This window comes from Acidovorax sp. K2F (genome assembly GCF_025246485.1).
GTDB classification, from domain to species: Bacteria; Pseudomonadota; Gammaproteobacteria; order Burkholderiales; family Burkholderiaceae_C; genus Acidovorax; species Acidovorax delafieldii.
Window position 1 is genome coordinate 1 of sequence record NZ_JAOBSQ010000032.1, and the last position, 22034, is coordinate 22034.

Consider the following 22034-nt stretch of genomic DNA (forward strand, 5'->3'; position numbering starts at 1 on the left):
GTTTGGATCCACTTTTTGGGGGTGGACTTCGGTTCGGTGGCACAATGGCGCCCGTACCAAGGCCCTTCCCCAGCCACAGTCGCATCCGCCAACCGGTTCAGCCGTGTCGCGGAAGGTTTCTCAACCAGCTAATGCTTTCCCAAGGAAAGCGGAGGTCAGCGGAATATGAGCGATACGACATCCGTCTATCAAGCCTACCAAGGCAACACTTACCTCTTCGGCGGCAATGCGCCCTATGTCGAAGAGATGTACGAGAACTATCTCGCCAATCCCGGTAGCGTGCCAGATACGTGGCGCGAGTACTTTGACGCGCTGCAGCATGTCCCCGCCGTGGATGGCAGCAACGCCAAAGACGTTCCCCATCTGCCTGTCATCAATGCCTTTGCCGAGCGTGCCAAGCAAGGCGGCACCAAGGTTGTGGTTGCGACGGGCGCCGACTCTGAACTGGGCCGCAAGCGTACCGCCGTTCAGCAGCTGATCGCCGCTTACCGCAATGTGGGTCAGCGCTGGGCCGATCTGGATCCGCTCAAGCGCACAGAGCGTCCCGCAATTCCTGAACTGGAGCCTTCGTTCTACGGTTTCAGCGACGCTGATCAGGAAACGGTGTTCAACACCAGCAACACGTTCTTCGGCAAAGAGTCGATGACGTTGCGTGAACTCATCAACGCGCTGCGTGAGACCTACTGTGGCTCCATCGGCGCTGAATACATGTACGCCACCGACCAGAACCAGAAGCGCTGGTGGCAGGAGAAGCTGGAAAAGATCCGCAGCAAGCCCAGCTTTGGTGCTGACAAGAAAAAACAAATCCTTGACCGCCTGACGGCTGCTGAAGGGCTGGAGCGCTTCCTGCACACCAAGTACGTGGGGCAGAAGCGCTTTTCGTTGGAAGGCGGCGAAAGCTTTATTGCTGCGATGGATGAACTCATCCAATCTGCAGGCGCCAAGGGCGTACAAGAAATCGTGATCGGCATGGCCCACCGCGGCCGCCTGAACGTGCTGGTCAACTCGCTGGGCAAGATGCCCAAGGACCTGTTCGCTGAGTTCGATCACACCGCTCCCGAAGACCTGCCTGCGGGTGACGTGAAGTACCACCAGGGCTTCAGCTCGGATGTGACGACCCCCGGCGGTCCGGTTCACCTGTCGCTGGCATTCAACCCCTCGCACCTGGAAATCGTGAACCCCGTGGTCGAAGGCTCTGTGCGTGCTCGCATGGACCGCCGTGCCGATCCACACGGCAAGCAGGTTTTGCCAGTGCTGGTGCACGGTGACGCAGCCTTTGCAGGCCAAGGTGTCAATCAGGAAACTCTGGCGCTGGCCCAGACCCGTGGCTACTACACGGGTGGTACGGTGCACATCATCATCAACAACCAGATCGGCTTCACCACGTCTGATCCACGTGACACCCGCTCCACGCTGTACTGCACCGACATCGTCAAGATGATCGAGTCGCCCGTACTGCACGTGAACGGTGATGATCCGGAAGCCGTGGTCTTGGCCACTCAGCTCGCGCTTGAGTTCCGCATGGAGTTCAAGAAAGACGTGGTGGTGGACATCATCTGCTTCCGCAAGCTGGGTCACAATGAGCAGGACACCCCGGCTCTGACGCAGCCGCTGATGTACAAGAAGATCGGCGCACACCCCGGCACACGCAAGCTGTACGCCGATAAGCTGGCGGCGCAGGGTCTGGGCGAGTCACTGGGCGACGACATGGTCAAGGCCTACCGCGCTGCTATGGATGCGGGCAAGCACACGGTCGATCCCGTGCTGACCAACTTCAAGAGCAAGTACGCGGTGGACTGGAGCCCGTTCCTGGGCAAAAAGTGGACCGATGCTGGAGACACGGCGATTCCTCTGGCAGAGTGGAAGCGCCTGGCTGAGAAGATCACCACCATCCCCGAGAGCGTGACGCCGCATCAGCTGGTGAAGAAGGTGTATGACGACCGCGCGGCCATGGGCCGTGGTGACATCCCTGTGGACTGGGGCATGGGTGAGCACATGGCATTTGCCTCGCTGGTGGCCAGCGGCTATCCCGTGCGCCTGTCCGGTGAAGACTGCGGCCGCGGCACGTTCACGCACCGCCACGCCGTGATCCATGACCAAAAGCGCGAGAAGTGGGACATTGGTACCTACGTGCCGCTGCAGAACGTGGCCGACAACCAGGCCCCGTTTGTTGTGATCGACTCCATCCTGTCCGAAGAGGCCGTCCTGGGCTTCGAGTACGGCTATGCGTCGAACGACCCCAACACACTGGTGATCTGGGAAGCGCAGTTCGGCGACTTCGCCAATGGCGCCCAAGTGGTGATCGACCAGTTCATCGCCTCCGGCGAAGTGAAGTGGGGCCGGGTAAACGGCATCACCCTGATGCTGCCCCACGGCTACGAAGGCCAGGGCCCGGAGCACAGCTCTGCCCGCCTGGAGCGCTTCATGCAATTGGCTGCCGACGCCAACATGCAGATCGTGCAACCCACTACGGCCAGCCAGATCTTCCACGTGCTGCGTCGCCAGATGGTGCGTGATCTGCGCAAGCCGCTGATCATCATGACGCCCAAGTCGCTGCTGCGTAACAAGGATGCGACCTCGCCGCTGTCCGAGTTCACCAAGGGCAGCTTCCAGACGGTGATTCCCGAGCAGGATGAAGCCATCGTCAAGAAGGCGGCCAAGGTCAAGCGCGTGATCGCATGCTCTGGCAAGGTTTACTACGACCTCGTGAAGAAGCGCGCAGAGAAGGAAGCCGACGATGTGGTGATCCTGCGCGTGGAGCAGTTGTACCCCTTCCCGCACAAGGCGTTTGCCGCTGAACTGAAGAAGTACCCCAACGCCACCGACGTGGTGTGGTGCCAGGACGAGCCGCAAAACCAGGGTGCCTGGTTCTTCGTGCAGCACTACATCCACGAGAACATGCTCGAAGGCCAGAAGCTGGGCTACTCCGGCCGCGCTGCTTCGGCATCTCCAGCCGTGGGTTACTCGCACCTGCACCAGGAACAACAAAAGGCGCTGGTGGACGGCGCGTTTGCCAAGCTCAAGGGTTTTGTCCTGACCAAGTAAGGCCAGCTGCGACCCGACAACAGAACAAAACCCCATTCCGAAAGAATTGATATGGCTATCGTAGAAGTCAAAGTCCCCCAGCTGTCCGAATCCGTGGCTGAAGCCACCATGCTGACCTGGAAGAAAAAGGCCGGTGAGGCCGTGGCGGTGGACGAGATCCTGATCGAGATCGAAACCGACAAGGTCGTGCTCGAAGTGCCCGCACCGTCCGCTGGCGTGTTGGCTGAAATCATCCAGGGCGACGGCGCCACGGTGGTGGCCGACCAGCTCATCGCCAAGATCGACACCGAAGGCAAGGCTGGTGCCGCGGCTCCTGCTCCGGCAGCAGCAGCTCCTGTTGCCGCCGCAGCGCCTGTTGCCGCACCCGCTGCTGCCGGTGGCTCCAAGGGCGATGTGGCCATGCCTGCCGCCGCCAAGCTGCTCGCCGACAACAACCTGTCTGTGTCGGCCGTGGCCGGTTCGGGCAAGGATGGCCGTGTGACCAAGGGTGATGTGCTGGCCGCTGTGGCCGGTGGCGCCAAGGCTGCCGTGGCAGCCCCCAGCGTGATCCCCACCGGTGTGCCCTCCAAGACACTGCCCCAGGTGGCAGCGCCCGCTGGCAAGGAAGACCTGAGCGGCCGCCCCGAGCAGCGCGTGCCCATGAGCCGCCTGCGTGCTCGCGTGGCCGAGCGTCTGCTGCAGTCGCAATCGACCAACGCCATCCTGACCACGTTCAACGAAGTGAACATGGCTCCGGTGATGGACCTGCGCAAGAAGTTCCAGGACAGCTTCACCAAAGAGCACGGCACCAAGCTGGGCTTCATGTCCTTCTTCGTCAAGGCTGCTGTGCATGCCCTCAAGAAGTACCCTGTGCTGAATGCATCGGTGGACGGCAACGACATCGTCTACCACGGCTACTTCGACATCGGTATCGCCGTGGGCTCGCCCCGTGGTCTTGTGGTGCCCATCCTGCGCAATGCAGACCAGATGAGCTTCGCCGACATCGAGAAGAAGATTGCCGAGTTCGGCAAGAAGGCTGCGGAAGGCAAGCTGGGCATTGAAGAAATGACCGGTGGCACGTTCTCCATCTCCAATGGCGGCACGTTCGGTTCCATGCTGTCCACCCCCATCATCAACCCGCCCCAGTCGGCCATTCTGGGTGTGCACGCCACCAAGGACCGCGCCGTGGTCGAAAACGGCCAGATCGTGATCCGCCCGATGAACTACCTGGCCATGTCCTATGACCACCGCATCATCGACGGCCGCGAAGCCGTGCTGGGCTTGGTGGCGATGAAGGACGCGCTGGAAGACCCATCGCGCCTGCTGTTCGACATCTGATCCCCTGACTGTATCGACCCACCCGCGTGGCCCGGCCTCTGGTCCTGCCCGCCGGTGGGTCTTTCTCCAACTGACTGAACGAGATTTCCCATGAGCAAACAATTTGATGTGATCGTCATCGGTGGTGGCCCCGGCGGCTACATCGCCGCCATCCGCGCCGCCCAGCTGGGCTTCAATGTCGCCTGTATCGACGAGTGGAAGAACGAGAAGGGCGGCCCCGCACCTGGCGGCACTTGCACCAACGTGGGCTGCATTCCCTCCAAGGCCCTGCTTCAGTCGTCCGAGCATTTCGAGCATGCCAACAAGCACTTTGCCGAGCATGGCATCACCGCCACCGGCGTCAAGATGGACGTGGCCAAGATGATTGCCCGCAAGGACACCGTCGTGAAGCAGAACAACGACGGCATCCTGTACCTGTTCAAGAAGAACAAGGTCAGCTTCTTCCACGGCCGTGGCTCGTTCGTGAAGGCTGCCGAGGGCGGTTACGAGATCAAGGTGGCAGGTGCCGCTGAAGAGACGCTGACCGGTAAGCAGATCATCATCGCCACCGGCTCCAACGCCCGTGCGCTGCCCGGCACGCCGTTCGACGAAGAACTGGTGCTGTCCAACGACGGTGCGCTGCGCGTTGGCGCCGTGCCTAAGAAGCTCGGCCTCATCGGCTCGGGCGTGATCGGCCTGGAAATGGGCTCGGTCTGGCGCCGCCTGGGCGCTGAAGTCACCATCCTCGAAGGTCTGCCCACTTTCCTGGGCGCGGTGGATGAGCAGATCGCCAAGGAAGCCAAGAAGGCCTTCGACAAGCAGGGCCTGAAGATCGAGCTGGGCGTGAAGGTCGGCGAAATCAAGACCGGCAAAAAGGGTGTGAGCATTGCCTACACCAATGCCAAGGGCGAAGCACAGTCGTTGGACGTGGACAAGCTCATCGTCTCCATCGGCCGCGTGCCCAACACCATCGGCCTGAACACCGAAGCGGTGGGCCTGCAGCTCGACGAGCGCGGCGCCATCGTGGTGGATGCTGACTGCAAGACCAATCTGCCCGGCGTCTGGGCGGTGGGCGACGTGGTGCGCGGCCCCATGCTTGCCCACAAGGCCGAGGAAGAGGGCGTTGCCGTGGCCGAGCGCATTGCCGGCCAGCATGGTCATGTCAACTTCAACACCATCCCCTGGGTCATCTACACCAGCCCCGAGATCGCCTGGGTGGGCCGCACTGAGCAGCAGCTCAAGGCCGATGGGGTCAAGTACAAGGCGGGCAGCTTCCCGTTCCTGGCCAATGGCCGCGCACGTGCGCTGGGCGACACCACCGGCATGGTCAAGATGCTGGCGGATGCCGAGACCGACGAGATCCTGGGTGTGCACATCGTGGGCCCACAGGCCAGCGAGCTGATCTCCGAGGCCGTTGTGGCCATGGAGTTCAAGGCCAGCAGCGAAGACATCGCACGCATTTGCCATGCCCACCCCAGCTTGAGCGAGGCCACCAAGGAAGCAGCGCTGGCGGTGGACAAGCGCACGCTGAACTTCTGATATTGGGTCTCAATCGGCTGCAAGCGCATGATTAACATGCGCTTGCAGCTATCAATTTTGTAGTATCAGAGCAACCGCAAAGTGACCGTCAAACAGGCTTACCTGGCCGAGCTGGCCGCCAAAGGCTATCAAAGCGACCCCGCCCAGCTGCGAGCAGTGGAAGCCCTGCAGCGCTGTGCTGACGAGTGGGCCCAGTACAAGGCTCGGCGCTCCAACGCGATCAAGAAGCTGATCAACCGCCCGGAGATTCCCCGCGGTGTCTACATGTATGGCGGGGTGGGGCGCGGCAAGAGCTTTTTGATGGAGTGCTTTTTTGACGCTGTTCCCCTGAAGCGAAAGGTGCGCTTGCACTTTCACGAATTCATGCGTGAGGTGCATCGCGAACTGGCGGCCCTTCAGGGCACGGTCAATCCGCTGGATGTGTTGGGCGAGCGCATTGCCAAACGCTACAAGCTCATCTGTTTTGATGAGTTCCATGTGGCGGACATCACGGACGCGATGATCCTGCACCGATTGCTGGTGGCGTTGTTCAACAACGGCGTCGGCTTCGTGACCACTTCCAATTTCAAGCCTGACGACCTTTACCCCGGTGGCTTGCATCGGGACCGCATCTTGCCTGCCATTGCACTGCTCAACGAGCGGCTGGAGGTGGTCAATGTGGACAATGGAACCGATTACCGCCGGCGTACGCTGGAGCACGTAAAGCTGTATCACACGCCACTGGGCGCAGAGGCGGATGCCGAGATGAACCAGGCGTTCGATCAACTCGCTGAAGTGCACGATGAAGATCCCGTGCTGCATATCGAGGCGCGCGAAATTCGCGCCCGTCGCAAGGCTGGCGGGGTGGTGTGGTTTGACTTCAAGACACTGTGTGGTGGTCCTCGATCGCAAAACGACTACCTGGAAATTGCAACGCAGTTCCACACGGTGTTGCTGTCCGATGTTCCTTACATGCCTGTGAGCATGGCGTCGCCTGCGCGGCGCTTTACCTGGCTGGTGGATGTGCTGTACGACCGCCGGGTCAAACTCATCCTGTCGGCGGCTGTGCCGCCCGAGCAGTTGTATACCGAAGGGCCTTTGGCTCACGAGTTTCCGCGCACAGTGTCCCGGCTCAACGAGATGCAGTCCAAGGAGTTTCTGGCGCTGGAGCGCCGCATGGTGGATACGGGGTTGACATGAACAAGACCGGTGGTCGCTTTTTGGCGGTAGTGCTGGCGCTGGCTTGCTCAACACTGCCTGTGCTGGTCGCCCCGGCCTGGGCCGCGACGGGGGTAGAAGTAGATGCCGCATCCGCGTCGACCGCTGCACATCGCAAAGTGGAGCGTGACCGAATCAAAATGGAGCGCGAGGCACTGACGGCCCGGCGGCAGCAGGATGAGGCGGTGTGCTACCAACGCTTTGCTGTGGAGGATTGCTTGCGCGGTGTACGCGCCAAGGCTCGGGAGTCCCACGACCGATTGCGTGCGCAGGAAATTGAACTCAACGATGCCGAGCGCAGGGAGAAAGCGGCGGAGCGCCTGCGGGCCATTGAAGATAAGCAAATGGCCGTACCGCCAGCGAGCAAACGCGCTGACGCGCAGGTTCGCAAGCCATCCGCCGATCCGGATGTTGCCAAGGCACAGCGGGACCAGGACGCACACCAACGCGCGCAGCAACAAAATAGCCGTGCCCAGGTTCAGGCCAGTGAACAGGCGGCCCGCGCTGCGGGGACTGCTGAGCGCGCTGCCCAATCGCGTGCCAAACATGCCGAGGCGCTCCAAGCGGCGGAGGAGCGCCGCGCGCGGGTCGAAAAATCCCAAGCCGATGCCCTGGCTCAGGGCCGCAAGCCTGCAGCGCCCTTGCCAGCGCCTGCTGCTTCTGCGCCTCGCTGAGTTTGGAAGGGCGGCCGAGCCAAGCAATCAGTGGCCGAGTGGCTGAAGATAGGGTAGCGGCGACTACCTGCTGGTTGCTCGATGGGTTTGCGCTCACCCGTCGACGCTCCGATGGGTGGTGCGGACAATGCCCTCAGGGCCGACCCGTATCCAGCGGCGTCAGGCGAGCAATCTTTTTCTCTTCGGCCAGGGCTTCGATCTTGACGACCACCAGCGACAGGTTGTCGCCGCCTCCGCGTGCCCGGGAGCGGGCTTTTTCAATCAGGAACTCCGTCGCTTCGCGGGGCGACAGCGAATCGACCACCGATGCCAGTTCGGTGGGAGAAAAGTAGTGCCAAACCCCATCGCTGCAGGCCAGCAAGACATCGCCCGGCTGAAGTTGCGGAATGACGTGGGTAGTGATGGGCGGGTCACTCTCTGTGCCCAGGCAACCCACCAGAATGTTGGAATGAGGATGGTTGTTGGCCTCGGCTTCCGTCAGCTCACCCCGGTCCACCAGGGCTTGCACATAAGAGTGGTCGCTGGTGCGGAATGCCAGCCGTGAGCCTTGAAAGTGGTAGATGCGCGAGTCGCCCGCATGCACCCAATGGCAGTCGCCCCGGGGATTGATGAGAAACGCAGCGATGGTGCTGTGAGGTTCCTGCTCTGCCGATATGGCCGTCAACCGGATAACGATGTGGGCCTCTTCAACCATGTTCTTGAGCATTGCCACCGGGTCATCGGTGTCTGGCGAGTACCGCTCGAACAGTTGCCGTGCTGTCATCATGACCTGGTCTGATGCTTTGCGCCCCCCGCTGCGGCCGCCCATCCCGTCGGCAACCACACCCAGAACGCAGCCGTTGTGCCGCTCGTGGGAGATCAGGGCCACCTGGTCTTGCTGGTATTCGCGGTCACCCTTGTGGATGCCGGTGGAGGCGATGAGGCGAAACGCTTTGGTCATGCTGCAGATTGTGGGGGCGCCTACGCGAACGCCTGTCGTGGAAAGCGGGCCAAGCGCGTATTATCCGCCCGCCTGTGGCATTTTTGCCATGCCCATGGCCTCCTGCCTTGAAACCCAGCCTGCACTCTCCCCACCGTCAGTTGATCGAGCTGCGCATGGAACATGCCGATCTCGACGCACTCATCGACCGGTGTAAGCCCGAAGCGGCACCCGACGAACTCACCCTGCGCCGTCTCAAAAAGCGCCGACTCGTGTTGCGTGACGCGATGGAGCGGCTGGAGCGGCAACTTCAACCGCAAGAGCCCGCGTGATGTCACTGGAGGCCATGGTGCCCGAGGTGTTTGCCCCCGATGGTGTGCTAGCGAGGGCGGATGGGCATTTTCAACCGCGTGACGGTCAGACCCAGATGGCCATTGCGGTGGCCCAGACCATTACAGAGGGAGGGGCGCTGGTGGTGGAGGCAGGCACTGGAGTGGGCAAGACCTTTGCCTACCTGGTGCCGGCCTTGCTGAGTGGCGAGCGGGTGCTGTTGTCTACGGCCACCAAGGCCTTGCAAGACCAGTTGTTCGCCCGCGATCTGCCCCGCTTGGCGCACATCCTGGGGCTGCCCGTTCGCATGGCCCTGCTCAAGGGGCGCGCCAGTTACTTGTGCCTGCACCGCATGGAGCAGGCACGGCAGGATGCTCAGGCCTTGGACCGAGGCGTCGCCCGTGTGCTGGCCAAGGTGGAGGATTGGTCGCGCCAGACCGTATCCGGCGATCTGGCCGAGCTGACAGGGTTGGACGAGCGATCGCCCGTGATCCCCCTGGTCACCTCGACGCGTGAGAACTGCCTGGGGTCTTCCTGCCCGCGCTTTAGGGAATGCCATGTTCATCGGGCGCGGCGCGAGGCGTTGGCGGCTGACATCGTGGTCATCAATCACCATCTGTTCTTTGCGGATGTGGCGGTACGCGAGTCAGGCATGGCCGAGTTGCTGCCGACGGTGCGTGTGGTCGTTTTTGATGAGGCCCACCAGATCAATGAGACTGGCGTGCAGTTTTTGGGTACGCAGATTTCCACGGGGCAATGGTTGGACTTTGCCCGTGACCTCTTGATAGCCGGGCTGCAGCATGCGCGCGGTCTGGCTGACTGGACAGGCCTGGCGCAGCTTCTGGAGTTGTCTGCGCGGGACCTCCGTCTGGTCGTGGGCACCGCTGCTTTCCAGGGACTGAATGGCATTTCGGGAGGGGGCAGATTGCGCTGGACGGAGGAGGCTCCCGAAGGTGTCTCGGGCGCCGTATGGCAGTCCGCGCTGCGCGCACTGGCCTTGGCGTGTGCACAGGCGCTGGAGGCCCTGGACACCGTGAGCGAAATGTCCCCCGATCTGGAGCGCCTGTACGAACGGGGCAGTGCACTATTGGCCCGGCTGGCCAGGTTTTCAGGCCCGTGCCAGGCCGATGCGGTGCGTTGGCTCGATGTGGGCAACCAGTTGCGCCTGATCGAGTCCCCGTTGGACATTGCAGACGCCATGCGCACCCGGATTCTGGCGTCGCCCGCTGAAACCTCGGACGGCGAAGCTTGGCCCGAGGAGCCTGGCGCAAACGCCGGCAGGGCGTGGATTTTCACCTCTGCGACCCTCGGTGCGGACGAGGCGTTGACCTGGTTCACCGAACGAGCTGGGCTCACGGATGCTCGCATCCTTCGGGTGGCCAGCCCCTTCGACTATGCGCGACAGGCGGCTTTGTATGTGCCGCGCCAGTTGCCGTCGCCTGCAGATCCGTCCCACAGCCGTAGCGTGGCTGACTGGGTTGCACTGGCCGCCGAGCCGCTGGGCGGGCGCACGCTGGTGCTGACCACCACGCTCAAGGCCTTGCGCACCATTGGCGACGCACTCAAAGCACGTTGGCAGGCTTCAGGCACGTTGGATGTGCTGGTGCAGGGCGAGTGGCCCAAGCGGCGCCTGATGGAGCGTTTTCGCGAGGGGGCATCGCACGGGCGGCCGGGTTGCGTGCTGGTGGCTTCGGCTTCCTTCTGGGAGGGGTTTGATGTGCCAGGCGATGCTCTGCAACTGGTGGTTATCGACAAGCTGCCTTTTCCGCCCCCGGGAGATCCATTGGTGGAGGCTCGCACCCAACACATCGAAATGGCTGGTGGCAAAGCGTTCACTGCCTACGCTCTGCCAGAGGCGGCGGTGGCACTCAAGCAAGGTGCCGGGCGTTTGATCCGGCATGAAGCGGATCGGGGTATTTTGGTGGTGGGCGACACGCGCCTCATCACTATGGGCTATGGCAAGCGCTTGCTGGCAGCTTTGCCCCCCATGCGCGGGCTGGAATCGCCCGAAGAGTTTCAGTCTGCGCTGATGGCGCTTACCAAACCTTCCACCACGGATCCGACTTGCCTTTGACGCCGCCATTCAGATAGGCGCTTTGAGGGTAGGACTTGTCCATCACGCGGCGTGCATCGTCCCGCAGCTGGGTCATTCCGAGCGCGTCGTACGACTGGATCAGGATGTACAACGCCTCTTCCAGCGCGGGCACGCCCTGGTAGTCTGCCAATGCGACCTGCGCGCGACTGATGGCAGCCACATAGGCGCCACGCTGGAAGTAGTACCGCGCCACATGCACTTCATATTGGGCTAGCGAGTTGACGATGTAGGTCATGCGCTGGCGCGAGTCCTGCGCATAACGGGACTCAGGAAAGCGTGTGACCAGTTCGCTGAATGCTTCAAAGGAGTCTTTGGCCGCCTTTTGGTCACGCTCTGATAGATCCTGGCGCGAGATAAATGAGAACAGACCCAAGTTGTCGTTGAAGTTGACCAGGCCCTTCAGGTACAGCGCATAGTCCAATGCAGGGCTGGCAGGGTGCAGCTTCATGAAGCGGTCCAGCGTTGCGACGGCTTGCGCCTTTTCGCCCGCCTTGTAGTGGGCATAGGCTTTGTCGATCTGGGCCTGCTGTGCCAGTGGCGTGCCTGCCGCACGGCCTTCCAGTTTTTCCAGCAGAGGAACGGCCTTGTCATACGCCCCGCTGTTCATTTCGTCCTGGGCTTCCGAGTGGATGCGATTGGGACTCCAGCCTGCCGTTTTATCAACTGTGGTGCTGGAGCAGCCAACCAGCAAACCAGCCAGCAGCAGGGCGGAAACAAGGGGCAGTGGGGCACGCAGCATCGCAAGCAGCTTTCAGCAAAGAAGGAAAAAGGTGCACAAAGAAAGGCCCGAGGGTTCAGTCATGGGGGAGTGCGCTTGGCGTACTCGTCACGGAAGCCTTCGGCGCCATTTCGGGCACGAAAAGCATTGTACTGGTGGCGCCAGCAGCGCCAAGGCGCTGCCGACGCAAGTCCTGTTGGAGAGTCGCAGGGGTTTCTACAATGCCTGCATGTTTGTTCATTTGCGCCTGCACACCGAGTTCTCCGTCGTTGACGGTACCAATCGCATCGACGAGGTGGCCAAAGCGGCCGCCAAGGACGGCCAGCCCGCTCTGGCCATCACCGATCTCAATAACCTCTTCGGGGCGATCAAGTTCTACAAGGAAGCGCGAGGTAAAGGTGTCAAGCCCATCTTGGGTGCAGAAATCTTTCTTGAAGGCGAGGCGGGAGGTGTCCCATCGCGCCTTATCCTCCTGGTGCAGAGTCGCCAGGGGTATCTGAATCTGTCGGAGCTGCTGGCCCGGGCCTGGACGCGCAATATCGTCAAGAACCTGGCGCTGAGCACTTGGACGTGGCTGGAAGAGCTGTCAGAGGGATTGATTGCCCTGTCTGGCGCGCAGGCGGGTCCGGTAGGGCAAGCGCTGATGAAGGGGGATGAGTCAGGTGCCGCCGACGTTGCGTTGCGCTTGGCGGGCATTTTTCCGCACCGGTTTTACATCGAGCTGCAACGGGCCGGCCGAAACGACGATGAAGCCCATGTGGTGGCAGCCGCTCAGCTTGCTGCACGGTTGAACCTGCCGGTGGTGGCGACCCACCCCGTTCAGTTTGCCGAGCCCGATGATTACGAGGCCCACGAGGCGCGCATCTGTATCGCCGAGGGGGAAATCCTGGCAAACCCGCGTCGTGTCCGCAAGTTCACCCGCGACCAGTATTTCAAGTCCTCGGCGGAGATGGAGGCCTTGTTTGCCGACCTGCCATCGGCCATCGCCAATACGGTCGAGATTGCACAACGCTGCAACCTGACCCTGGTGCTGGGCAAGCCGCAGCTTCCGGATTTTCCGACGCCCAACGGCATGCCCATCGACGAGTATTTCCGCTACGCGTCGTTAGAAGGGCTGGAGGACCGCCTGAAACATCTTTTTCCTAACGAAGCTGAGAGGGACACGGAGCGCCCGCGCTATGTCGAGCGCCTGGAGTTCGAGCTGGGCACCATCCTCAAAATGGGGTTCCCGGGCTACTTCCTGATCGTGGGTGATTTCATCCAGTGGGCGAAGCAGAACGGCTGCCCAGTGGGGCCCGGCCGTGGCTCCGGCGCCGGTTCTCTGGTCGCTTATGCGCTAAAGATCACTGACCTGGACCCGCTGCAATACAACCTGCTATTCGAGCGATTCCTGAACCCGGAGCGCGTGTCGATGCCTGACTTCGACATCGACTTCTGCCAATCCAACCGCGACCGGGTGATTGACTACGTCAAGGACAAGTACGGCAAGAACGCCGTGAGCCAGATCGCTACCTTCGGCACGATGGCAGCCAAGGCGGCAATCCGCGACGTGGGCCGGGTCATGGACATGAGCTACACATTTTGTGATGGCATCTCCAAGCTGGTGCCCGGCAAGCCGGGCATGTCCTACACCCTGGCCTATCCGCCTGAGGTGAAAAAGGAAGGCGACAAGAACAACTATGCGCTGGAACTGGAGCCCATGCTCTACGAGCGCGTGCGCAAGGAAGAAGACGTCAAGACCGTCATCGAGATGGCACAAAAGCTTGAGGGCATGACGCGGAACATCGGCATGCATGCCGGTGGCGTTCTGATCGCGCCCGGCAAGCTCACCGATTTTTGTCCGCTGTACCAGCAGCCGGGCAGCGATTCCGCCGTGAGCCAGTATGACAAGGACGACGTGGAAGCCATCGGCTTGGTGAAGTTCGACTTCTTGGGGCTTGCCACGCTCACCATTCTGGAAATTGCGCGCGAGTTCATCATGAAGCGGCACAAGGGCCAGGAGAATTTCGCGTTCGAAAATATTCCCCTCGACGACGGGCCCACTTATCGGCTGTTCTCCGAGGGTAAGACCGAAGCAGTGTTCCAGTTTGAAAGCCGCGGCATGCAGGGCATGTTGAAAGAGGCGCGGCCCAGTCGGCTGGAAGACCTCATTGCCTTGAATGCGTTGTACCGGCCGGGGCCTATGGACCTGATTCCCAGCTTTGTGAACCGCAAACATGGCAAGGAAGAGGTCATCTACCCCCACCCGCTGGTAGAGCCGGTGCTGGCCGAGACCTACGGCATCATGGTGTACCAGGAGCAGGTGATGCAGACCGCCCAGGTGCTGGGCGGATATAGCTTGGGCGGCGCCGACATGCTTCGGCGTGCCATGGGGAAAAAGAAGGCTGAGGAAATGGCCGAACACCGAGCCATCTTCCGCAAGGGCGCAGCGGAGAAAGGCATCAGCCAGGAGAAGGCCGACGAGGTGTTCGACCTGATGGAGAAGTTCGCAGGCTATGGCTTCAACAAGTCACACGCGGCTGCTTACTCCCTGCTGGCGTACCACACTGGCTGGCTCAAGGTGCACTACACGGCCGAGTTCTTCTGCGCCAACATGACCGTGGAAATGGACGACACCGACAAGCTCAAGGTGCTGTTCGAGGATGCACACAAGATGGGGCTGTCGTTCGAGCCGCCGGACGTGAATCGGGGCTTTTATCGGTTTGAACCAGTCACCGACAAGATCATCCGTTACGGTCTGGGGGCGGTGAAAGGCACTGGACAGCAGGCGATCGAAGCTATCGTCGCGGCCCGTGAAGGGCGCGGTGAAGGCCCCCAGGGTTCGACCAAAGGGCCCTTCAAAAGTCTGTTTGACTTCTGCGTGCGAGTGGACAAGGCCCGCATGAACAAGCGCACGGTCGAGGCCCTGATCAAGGCGGGTGCCTTTGACTCGATCCATCTCAACCGGGCGGCCCTGGTGGCCTCTATTGATCGGGCCTTTGACTTTGCTGCCGCAACGCTGGCCAACGTCAACCAGGGCGGGTTGTTTGACATGATGGGTGACGATGCCCATGGCTCCAGCACCCAGGAGCCCGATCTGGTGGACGCAACGCCCTGGGGTATCAAGGAACGGCTTACGCTGGAAAAAACCGCCGTTGGGTTCTACCTGTCTGGCCATCTTTTTGACGAAGTGGCCACCGAGGTGCGCCGCTTTGTGCGCACCCAGATCGATGAGCTGCTTGACAGCCGCGAGCCCCAGATACTTGCCGGCATCATCAGCGACTTTCGGGTCATCAACGGGCAACGCGGGAGGCTGGGACTCTTCAAGCTGGACGACAAGTCTGCTGTGATTGAGGCTTCTGCCGATGAGGCGTTGCTCAATACCTACCGCAATCAGCTCAAGGAAGATGAGTTTGTAGTGATGATGGGCCGGCTGCAGCTGGACCACTTCAGTGGCGGTCTGCGCGTCAAGGTGCAGCAGGTGTGGGACCTGGCGGGCGCGCGCTGCCGGTTTGGCAAATACCTGCATGTGACCGTGGGTGATAAGGCGCCAGATGTGCCGCGCTTGGTGCGCGAGTTTCCGCCGTTGCGCGAAGAGGTCGCTGAAGGGGAGTTGGTGCACGGGTTGCGCGTGCGCATGGGCGTGCGCTGCCAGTCGGACGATGCTGCTGCAGTGGCAGAGTTGCAACTGGGCGAAAACGCGCGTTTCTACCCCAGCGATGCGGCGTTGGCGGCATGGACTGCCCAAGTGGGTGCCGGTGCCGCCAATGTGGTGTACGAGTGATTGAGTTCCCCGCAGAAGTTTCTGTAAGCCGTGGGTTGAAAAATACCTGGTCAACAACCAGCTTCTCCTGCAGCGGCACCCTGTTCGGGTCGCTAGAATGATTTTCATGGCAACAAAACCACCTTCACCCCCCACCGCGCCGCCCGTGACCCGGCCTGCGCGGGATGATGGCGGTTCGGTCGTGCTCGAGAGGCGCACCCAAAAGACCCAGCCGCCGCAGATGTACCAGGTGGTCATGCTGAACGACGACTACACGCCCATGGAGTTCGTCATCGTGGTTCTGCAGGAGTTTTTCAGTAAAGACCGCGAAACTGCCACCCAGATCATGTTGAAGATCCACCTCGATGGCAAAGGCGTCTGCGGCGTTTATTCGCGCGATGTGGCAGCCACCAAGGTAGAGCAAGTGCTTGACGCCGCCCTCAAGGCGGGCCACCCACTGCAATGTGTCAGTGAGCCTGTTGAATAACAGGTCTTTTGTCCCGATCTAAAGTTATCCCTTCCACGCAAGCACAAAGGAGTTCACATGATTGCCCAGGAACTGGAAGTCAGCTTGCACATGGCCTTTGTTGAGGCCCGTCAGCAGCGCCACGAGTTCATCACCGTGGAGCATCTGTTGCTTGCATTGCTCGATAACCCCAGCGCAGCGGAGGTGCTGCGCGCATGTTCGGCCAATATCGATGATCTGCGTTCATCGCTGGCGAATTTCATCAAAGACAACACCCCGCAGGTCGCAGGTACCGACGAGGTAGACACCCAGCCTACGCTGGGATTCCAGCGTGTGATCCAGCGCGCCATCATGCACGTGCAGTCCACGGGCAACGGCAAAAAAGAGGTGACGGGTGCCAATGTGCTCGTGGCAATTTTTGGCGAAAAGGATTCGCACGCCGTGTACTACCTGCACCAGCAAGGTGTCACGCGCCTGGATGTGGTGAATTTCATTGCCCACGGTATCAAGAAGGGCGAGCCTCCCGAGCCCGCTAAGGCCGAGAATCAGGCCGAGGGCGAAGAGGGCGGTGGTGGTGAGCGTAACGAAAAGGCGTCGCCGCTGGAGCAGTTCACTCAGAACCTGAACCAGGCCGCTAAGGATGGCAAGATCGATCCATTGATCGGCCGCCATTACGAGGTCGAGCGCACGATCCAGATTCTGTGCCGTCGCCGCAAAAACAATCCTCTGCTGGTGGGCGAGGCAGGGGTGGGCAAGACTGCGATTGCCGAGGGCCTGGCTTGGCGGATCACGCAAAACGATGTGCCCGAGATCCTGGCCGAGGCAACGGTGTACTCCCTGGACATGGGTGCTTTGCTTGCGGGCACCAAGTACCGTGGCGACTTCGAGCAGCGCCTCAAGGGCGTGCTCAAGTCGCTCAAGGACAAGCCCAACGCCATCCTTTTCATCGACGAGATCCACACCTTGATCGGTGCGGGTGCGGCCTCTGGAGGAACGCTCGATGCTTCCAACCTGCTGAAGCCGGCGCTGTCCAGTGGCCAGCTCAAGTGCATCGGTGCGACCACTTTCACGGAGTACCGGGGGATATTCGAGAAAGATGCTGCCTTGTCGCGCCGCTTCCAGAAAGTGGACGTGGTGGAGCCCAGCGTGGCCGAAACCATCGACATCCTGAAGGGGCTGAAGTCTCGTTTTGAAGAGCATCACAGCGTGAAGTACGCTGCAGCTGCCCTGCAGGCTGCGGCAGAACTGAGCGCCAAGTACATCAACGACCGCCACCTGCCCGACAAGGCAATCGACGTCATCGATGAAGCCGGTGCGGCCCAGCGCATCATGGTGCCGAGCAAGCGCAAGAAGACCATCGGCAAGGCCGAGATCGAAGAGATCGTGGCCAAGATCGCACGCATTCCGCCTGCCAACGTGTCCAATGACGACCGCGGCAAGTTGCAGACGCTGGAGCGCGACCTGAAAAGCGTGGTGTTCGGCCAGGACAAGGCATTGGAAGTGCTTGCCAGTGCCGTCAAGATGGCACGCTCGGGTCTGGGCAAGGGCGACAAGCCGATCGGCTCGTTCCTGTTCAGCGGTCCCACCGGCGTCGGCAAGACTGAAGCGGCCAAGCAGCTTGCCTACATCATGGGCATCGAGCTGATCCGTTTTGACATGTCCGAGTACATGGAGCGCCATGCCGTGAGCCGCCTGATTGGCGCGCCTCCAGGTTATGTCGGTTTCGACCAAGGTGGTCTGCTGACGGAAGCCATCACGAAGAAGCCGCACGCGGTGCTGCTGCTCGATGAGATCGAGAAAGCACATCCGGACATCTTCAACGTGCTGCTGCAGGTCATGGACCACGGCACGCTGACGGATAACAACGGCCGCAAGGCCGACTTCCGTAACGTGCTCATCATCATGACCACGAATGCTGGCGCCGAGACCATGAACAAGGCGACCATTGGCTTTACCAACCCGCGGCAGGCGGGCGATGAAATGGGTGATATCAAGCGCCTGTTCACGCCTGAGTTCCGCAACCGGCTGGATGCCATCGTCAACTTCAAGGCACTCGATGAACAGATCATCCTGCGCGTAGTGGACAAGTTCCTGCTGCAGCTGGAGACGCAGTTGGCCGAGAAGAAGGTGGAGGTCACCTTCACCGATGCCCTGCGCAAGCACCTGGCCAAGAAGGGTTTCGACCCGCTGATGGGCGCGCGCCCTATGCAGCGCCTGATCCAGGACACCATCCGCCGCGCCTTGGCTGACGAGTTGCTGTTTGGCCGCCTGACAGAAGGGGGACGCCTGACCGTGGATATCGAGATGAAGAAGGACGACAAGGGTGTGGAAACACCCGACGTGCTGCTGGATATCCAGCCTTTGCCGAAGAAGGAGCGTTCGGCGAAGTCCGAGCCTGCAGAGCCTGAAGAGGCGACGGCCGACTGACCTCGGGTTCCTCGCAGATCCACGAAAAGCCCACGGTTCACGCCGTGGGCTTTTTCATTGGCGATGGCCGCTGGGGCCCACACACCCGCAGAGGCGGTGTAGAAGTATTTTTTAGCGTGACGGCGTGGTGCGCGCGACCGGCGCGCCAGCGCGCCCTGCCTTGACCGGTTGTGTAGCTTGAGCAAGCAAGGGCGCACACTGCGCGTCGTCGTCAGCTCCGGGTACCGTTACAGGTAACAATGCCAAGGCTGCAGGCGCGGCCACCGCAGCGGCAATGGCTGCCCCGGCGCGCAACAGCAGGGGGCCTGGTTCTGCGCCCACATCGGGTTTGCCCAGCGTGCCGCGCACGTACAGCGGAGTGCGCAGCGAGAAGAACTTCCACTCCAGCGACGCTGGTTTCACGCTCAGGTTCAGGCGTTCCTCTGCCATGTCGATGGTGCCCGTGACATCCACCACCGCCTCGTTGGTGCTCAGCTTGGCGGTGCGGACCGTGGCAAGGCCTTCGCGCACCGCCAGATCTGCCACCGCGCAACGCAGTTGCACTTCTTTGTTGTCGCCAAACAGTTTGCCCACCACGATGCTGCCCACGTTGAGTGCAGCGCGGTCCAGTAGTTCGCGGCTCAGAGTGCCATCGCGCACATACAGGCGGGCCTCGCCGCTGCTGCTGCCAAGCCACTGCGCTACGGAATTCCCCTGGCCATTCAGCGCCATGGCGCCATCGAGTCGCCCCAGGCTTTTTTGGGTCAGTTCCACCTCGGGAAACAGCGCAGCGAGCCGCAGGTTTTGCACGCGGGTGTCCATGTGTACCGTCAGCGGTTGTTTGCGGCTGTCCAGCACCAGTTTGGATTCAATCTGGCCTTTGGCCACACCAAAATGCAAGGGTTCCAGGCGCAGCACGGCATCGTCCAATACGGCATGCACGCTAAGGTCCTCCAGCGGCAGGCTGTTGGGTCGGATCACACGCTGCCCCGCAAACTTGAGATCCATATCCATGGTGCTCCAGCGATCGGTGGCAAACGCAGCGTTGGGCAGTACCTTGCCATTGCGGCCAGGCTGGGCAGTCGCCGTGGTGGCTGTACCGAGCACAGGTCCCAGGTCCACCAGGCGCAACTGATTGGATGTGATAGCGCCTGAAAGTTTGCCGCGTGGCGCAGCCGACACGAAGCGCAGATTGCCGTGCAGATCGCTCTGGCCTACCGTACCAGTGAAGTCACGGTAGTCCCATACAGCACGGCCTGGTTGCAGACTGCCCTGCAATCGTCCCTGGGTCTGAAATGCGGGCGTATTGGGCAGGACAAGACCCGTGAGTGCATACAGGTCTGCCATGCTGGCGCCTTTGAGCATGACTTGGAAATCCATCCCTGACAGCGCACCCGGGTTTGCCAGAATGCCCCGAACGGCCGCTTCTACGCTGCCCGCCTTGGCTGTGAATTGCAGGGGGTAGTTCACCTCTTTGTCGCGCAGCGAGAGCACAGAGCCGGCCTGACCCTGACCCTCGATACGCGCCTTGCCCAGCGTGCCCTTGAGGTCGAAGCGCACGCCATAAATTGGGGTGCTAGAGGCACTCGCCGTGCCAGACGCAGGCGATGCAGCATTCCCCGATGCAACGACTGTCTGCCCTTCGCTGAGGGTGTCGACGCGGGCGGTCAGATCAAGGTCTTGCTTGGCGTCGTTATATGCCAAATGCCCCCCGCGAACCGCTAGCTGATGAATGCTGAACGCCCAGCGCGGCGTGGCGTCATCGGGATCCCTCTTGGGGAGCAGCGTCCAATTGTTGCTGCCGTCGCGCAGGCGGGCGAGGGAGATGTCCGGGCCAGATAGCTCCAGGGTATCAATGACCACTTGCCTCGCCAGTAGTGGCCAAAGCTTGAGCGATGCGCGCGCCATCTCGGCGCGTGCCGTGGTTTGGGGCGTTGCGGCTTTGCCAGGACGGGCAAATCCTGGAGGGTCTTGCAAAACCAGCTGGGTTCCCTGCAAAGTAATGCCAGGAACCCAGCGGTGCCACCCTTCTTCAAGGGGCTGTGGCCAGTGCCAGGATGCCGATAGATTGCCCTCCACCGCAAATTGTCGTCCGGCTGCCTCGCTGAGGGTTTGGTTGATCCAGGGTTTGGAGCGGTTCCAATCCCACTGGCTCAGCGTCACAGCGCCTATCAGCAGCAGTCCCACCATGACTCCCGCTACGCCACAGGCAATGCGGACCCTGCTATGGCCATGCCTCGGGCGAGGCGTTGAAGTCACTCCCGCTGGTGCCATTGCCGTCGCCGTTGCGCGTGCAGATGTGGTGTGCTGGTCCGTTTGGGGTGTAGTCATAGAGCAGCCATGCTAGCCCGCAGAACGCAAATTTGCGTCGATTGCGTCGGCCAACATGCCTTTTGGCGTGCTTGTCCTACAGCGCTGCTCTGCATGGGCTTTGTGCTCCACCTGTATGCGCGGGTGAAGCGCTATCCCCGGTCGGGACTGGCGTATCTCGACGCCGACCAACCCCCTAGAATTTGCACGCCATGCACAACCCTCGCCATCCCCATGTATTGCCCGTGCGCGATGGGGTGAGCCCCAGCTGCGTGGTACTGCCTGCGCGAGGGCAGGGCAGCATGCTGGATTTTTTGACAGAGCGACTGCCGGCCGTATCCCGTGAAGGGTGGTACGAGCGCATGGAGGCGGGTATCGTGGTGGATGAACGCGGGCAGGCCGTGTTGCCTGATCGGGCTTTTGAGGGAGGCCTGCGCCTTTACTACTATCGAAGCCTTCCCGCCGAGCCCGCCTTGCCGTTCAGTGAAGCGGTGGTGTACCAGGACGAGCATCTGGTGGTGGCAGACAAGCCGCACTTCATGCCGGTAACGCCTTCAGGCCGGTATCTGCATAACACCTTGCTGGTACGCCTCAAACGCCGGTTGGGGCTGCCCGAGCTTTCGCCATTGCACCGCATTGACCGTGATACGGCTGGGTTGGTGATGCTGTCAGTGCATCAGGCAACGCGCGGAGCGTATCAGGCGCTGTTCCGCGATCGACAGATCATCAAGCATTACGAGGCCGTTGCGCCGTGGCGCGCCGACCTGGCCTTCCCGCGTGACCACCGCAGCCGGTTGGAGGAGAGTCCGCAGTTCTTTCGTATGCAGGAGGTGTCGGGCGAGCCCAATAGCTACACCCATATCCAGGTGCTAGAGGTCACAGGCGACTGGGCTCGGTACCTGCTGTCGCCCGTCACTGGCAAGCGCCACCAGTTGCGCGTGCATATGGCGGCCCTGGGGCTGCCACTGCGCAACGACCCTTTTTATCCCGTCGTCAACGACCCGCCCGAAGGCGACTACTCGCGGCCTCTGCAGCTGTTGGCGCGGTCTCTGGAGTTTGTGGATCCCGTCACTGGGGTGCAAAGGGTTTTTGAAAGCAGACAGGCGCTGAGCCTGCCTTGAACACGCTGGGACCTCGACGCAGACTTGCATGACGACTTCTGTGTCTGCCGCAGCGAGCTATTGTTGCGGTGAGTTTTTGCAAGGGTTTTCCCTATGCCTAAAAAGGCCATTGCACTGGCGATGGTTTTGTTTTTGCGCGACTTCGGGTACTTTGGTTCTCCGTATGCACGTCGATG

At 61.3% G+C, this 22034-nt stretch carries 14 protein-coding genes; 11 read left to right on the forward strand and 3 right to left on the reverse strand.

Annotated elements, in window-relative coordinates; translation table 11 throughout:
- Positions 1-165: 165 nt before the first annotated feature.
- The 5 genes from N4G42_RS10685 to N4G42_RS10705 all read left to right on the forward strand — a co-directional run bounded on the left by N4G42_RS10685 (position 166) and on the right by N4G42_RS10705 (position 7751).
- Positions 166-3045 (forward strand): 2-oxoglutarate dehydrogenase E1 component, encoded by a 2880-nt coding sequence (locus N4G42_RS10685; RefSeq protein WP_056063390.1) that lies wholly within the window; start codon positions 166-168, stop codon positions 3043-3045.
- Between the two features lie 51 nt (positions 3046-3096).
- The gene (gene odhB / locus N4G42_RS10690) at positions 3097-4362 is read left to right on the forward strand and encodes a 2-oxoglutarate dehydrogenase complex dihydrolipoyllysine-residue succinyltransferase (RefSeq protein ID WP_056063386.1); all 1266 of its coding nucleotides are present in this window, start codon (positions 3097-3099) and stop codon (positions 4360-4362) included.
- A 90-nt stretch (positions 4363-4452) separates the two neighbouring features.
- Entirely contained in the window at positions 4453-5880 is a 1428-nt protein-coding gene (gene lpdA / locus N4G42_RS10695) for a dihydrolipoyl dehydrogenase (protein WP_146870766.1), read from the forward strand.
- Between the two features lie 81 nt (positions 5881-5961).
- Positions 5962-7059, forward strand: coding sequence for a cell division protein ZapE (gene zapE, locus N4G42_RS10700; RefSeq protein ID WP_260667127.1), 1098 nt, complete (start codon positions 5962-5964; stop codon positions 7057-7059).
- Entirely contained in the window at positions 7056-7751 is a 696-nt protein-coding gene (locus N4G42_RS10705; RefSeq protein WP_260667128.1) for a hypothetical protein, read from the forward strand. The genes zapE and N4G42_RS10705 overlap by 4 nt, the downstream gene beginning before the upstream one ends.
- A gap of 133 nt (positions 7752-7884) precedes the next feature.
- On the opposite strand, the gene N4G42_RS10710 is transcribed toward N4G42_RS10705, so the two are convergent.
- Positions 7885-8691, reverse strand: coding sequence for a PP2C family protein-serine/threonine phosphatase (locus N4G42_RS10710; protein ID WP_056063373.1), 807 nt, complete (start codon positions 8689-8691; stop codon positions 7885-7887).
- A 107-nt stretch (positions 8692-8798) separates the two neighbouring features.
- On the opposite strand from N4G42_RS10710, the gene N4G42_RS10715 reads away from it, so the two are divergent.
- Positions 8799-9002, forward strand: a complete 204-nt coding sequence (locus N4G42_RS10715; protein ID WP_108499247.1) for a YdcH family protein — start codon at positions 8799-8801, stop codon at positions 9000-9002.
- Positions 9002-11074, forward strand: coding sequence for an ATP-dependent DNA helicase (locus N4G42_RS10720; protein WP_260667129.1), 2073 nt, complete (start codon positions 9002-9004; stop codon positions 11072-11074). The genes N4G42_RS10715 and N4G42_RS10720 overlap by 1 nt, the downstream gene beginning before the upstream one ends.
- Here the strand turns inward: N4G42_RS10720 and N4G42_RS10725 are convergent.
- On the reverse strand, positions 11037-11834 hold the full coding sequence (locus tag N4G42_RS10725; protein WP_056744462.1) for an outer membrane protein assembly factor BamD: 798 nt from the start codon (positions 11832-11834) through the stop codon (positions 11037-11039). The genes N4G42_RS10720 and N4G42_RS10725 overlap by 38 nt on opposite strands.
- Positions 11835-12042: 208 nt before the next feature.
- Between N4G42_RS10725 and dnaE the strand changes: the two genes are divergently transcribed.
- The 3 genes from dnaE to clpA all read left to right on the forward strand — a co-directional run bounded on the left by dnaE (position 12043) and on the right by clpA (position 18448).
- Positions 12043-15576, forward strand: coding sequence for a DNA polymerase III subunit alpha (dnaE, locus tag N4G42_RS10730; RefSeq protein ID WP_260667130.1), 3534 nt, complete (start codon positions 12043-12045; stop codon positions 15574-15576).
- Between the two features lie 97 nt (positions 15577-15673).
- Positions 15674-16042: an ATP-dependent Clp protease adapter ClpS gene (gene clpS / locus N4G42_RS10735; protein ID WP_015013909.1), complete on the forward strand. Its 369-nt coding sequence runs from the start codon at positions 15674-15676 to the stop codon at positions 16040-16042.
- A 57-nt stretch (positions 16043-16099) separates the two neighbouring features.
- Positions 16100-18448, forward strand: a complete 2349-nt coding sequence (gene clpA, locus N4G42_RS10740; RefSeq protein ID WP_108499250.1) for an ATP-dependent Clp protease ATP-binding subunit ClpA — start codon at positions 16100-16102, stop codon at positions 18446-18448.
- A 111-nt stretch (positions 18449-18559) separates the two neighbouring features.
- Here clpA and N4G42_RS10745 read toward each other — a convergent pair whose 3' ends face one another.
- On the reverse strand, positions 18560-20758 hold the full coding sequence (locus N4G42_RS10745; protein ID WP_409557818.1) for an AsmA family protein: 2199 nt from the start codon (positions 20756-20758) through the stop codon (positions 18560-18562).
- A 191-nt stretch (positions 20759-20949) separates the two neighbouring features.
- On the opposite strand from N4G42_RS10745, the gene N4G42_RS10750 reads away from it, so the two are divergent.
- The gene (locus N4G42_RS10750; RefSeq protein WP_260667132.1) at positions 20950-21858 is read left to right on the forward strand and encodes a pseudouridine synthase; all 909 of its coding nucleotides are present in this window, start codon (positions 20950-20952) and stop codon (positions 21856-21858) included.
- Positions 21859-22034 lie beyond the last annotated feature (176 nt).

Bases quoted from the DNA above. Each gene is read 5' to 3' on its own strand.
- N4G42_RS10685 (WP_056063390.1), top strand. From the start codon at position 166: ATGAGCGATACGACATCCGTCTATCAAGCCTACCAAGGCAACACTTAC.
- odhB (WP_056063386.1), top strand. From the start codon at position 3,097: ATGGCTATCGTAGAAGTCAAAGTCCCCCAGCTGTCCGAATCCGTGGCT.
- lpdA (WP_146870766.1), top strand. From the start codon at position 4,453: ATGAGCAAACAATTTGATGTGATCGTCATCGGTGGTGGCCCCGGCGGC.
- N4G42_RS10705 (WP_260667128.1), top strand. From the start codon at position 7,056: ATGAACAAGACCGGTGGTCGCTTTTTGGCGGTAGTGCTGGCGCTGGCT.
- N4G42_RS10710 (WP_056063373.1), bottom strand. From the start codon at position 8,691: ATGACCAAAGCGTTTCGCCTCATCGCCTCCACCGGCATCCACAAGGGT.
- N4G42_RS10720 (WP_260667129.1), top strand. From the start codon at position 9,002: ATGTCACTGGAGGCCATGGTGCCCGAGGTGTTTGCCCCCGATGGTGTG.
- N4G42_RS10725 (WP_056744462.1), bottom strand. From the start codon at position 11,834: ATGCTGCGTGCCCCACTGCCCCTTGTTTCCGCCCTGCTGCTGGCTGGT.
- dnaE (WP_260667130.1), top strand. From the start codon at position 12,043: ATGTTTGTTCATTTGCGCCTGCACACCGAGTTCTCCGTCGTTGACGGT.
- clpS (WP_015013909.1), top strand. From the start codon at position 15,674: ATGATTTTCATGGCAACAAAACCACCTTCACCCCCCACCGCGCCGCCC.
- clpA (WP_108499250.1), top strand. From the start codon at position 16,100: ATGATTGCCCAGGAACTGGAAGTCAGCTTGCACATGGCCTTTGTTGAG.
- N4G42_RS10745 (WP_409557818.1), bottom strand. From the start codon at position 20,758: ATGACTACACCCCAAACGGACCAGCACACCACATCTGCACGCGCAACG.
- N4G42_RS10750 (WP_260667132.1), top strand. From the start codon at position 20,950: ATGCACAACCCTCGCCATCCCCATGTATTGCCCGTGCGCGATGGGGTG.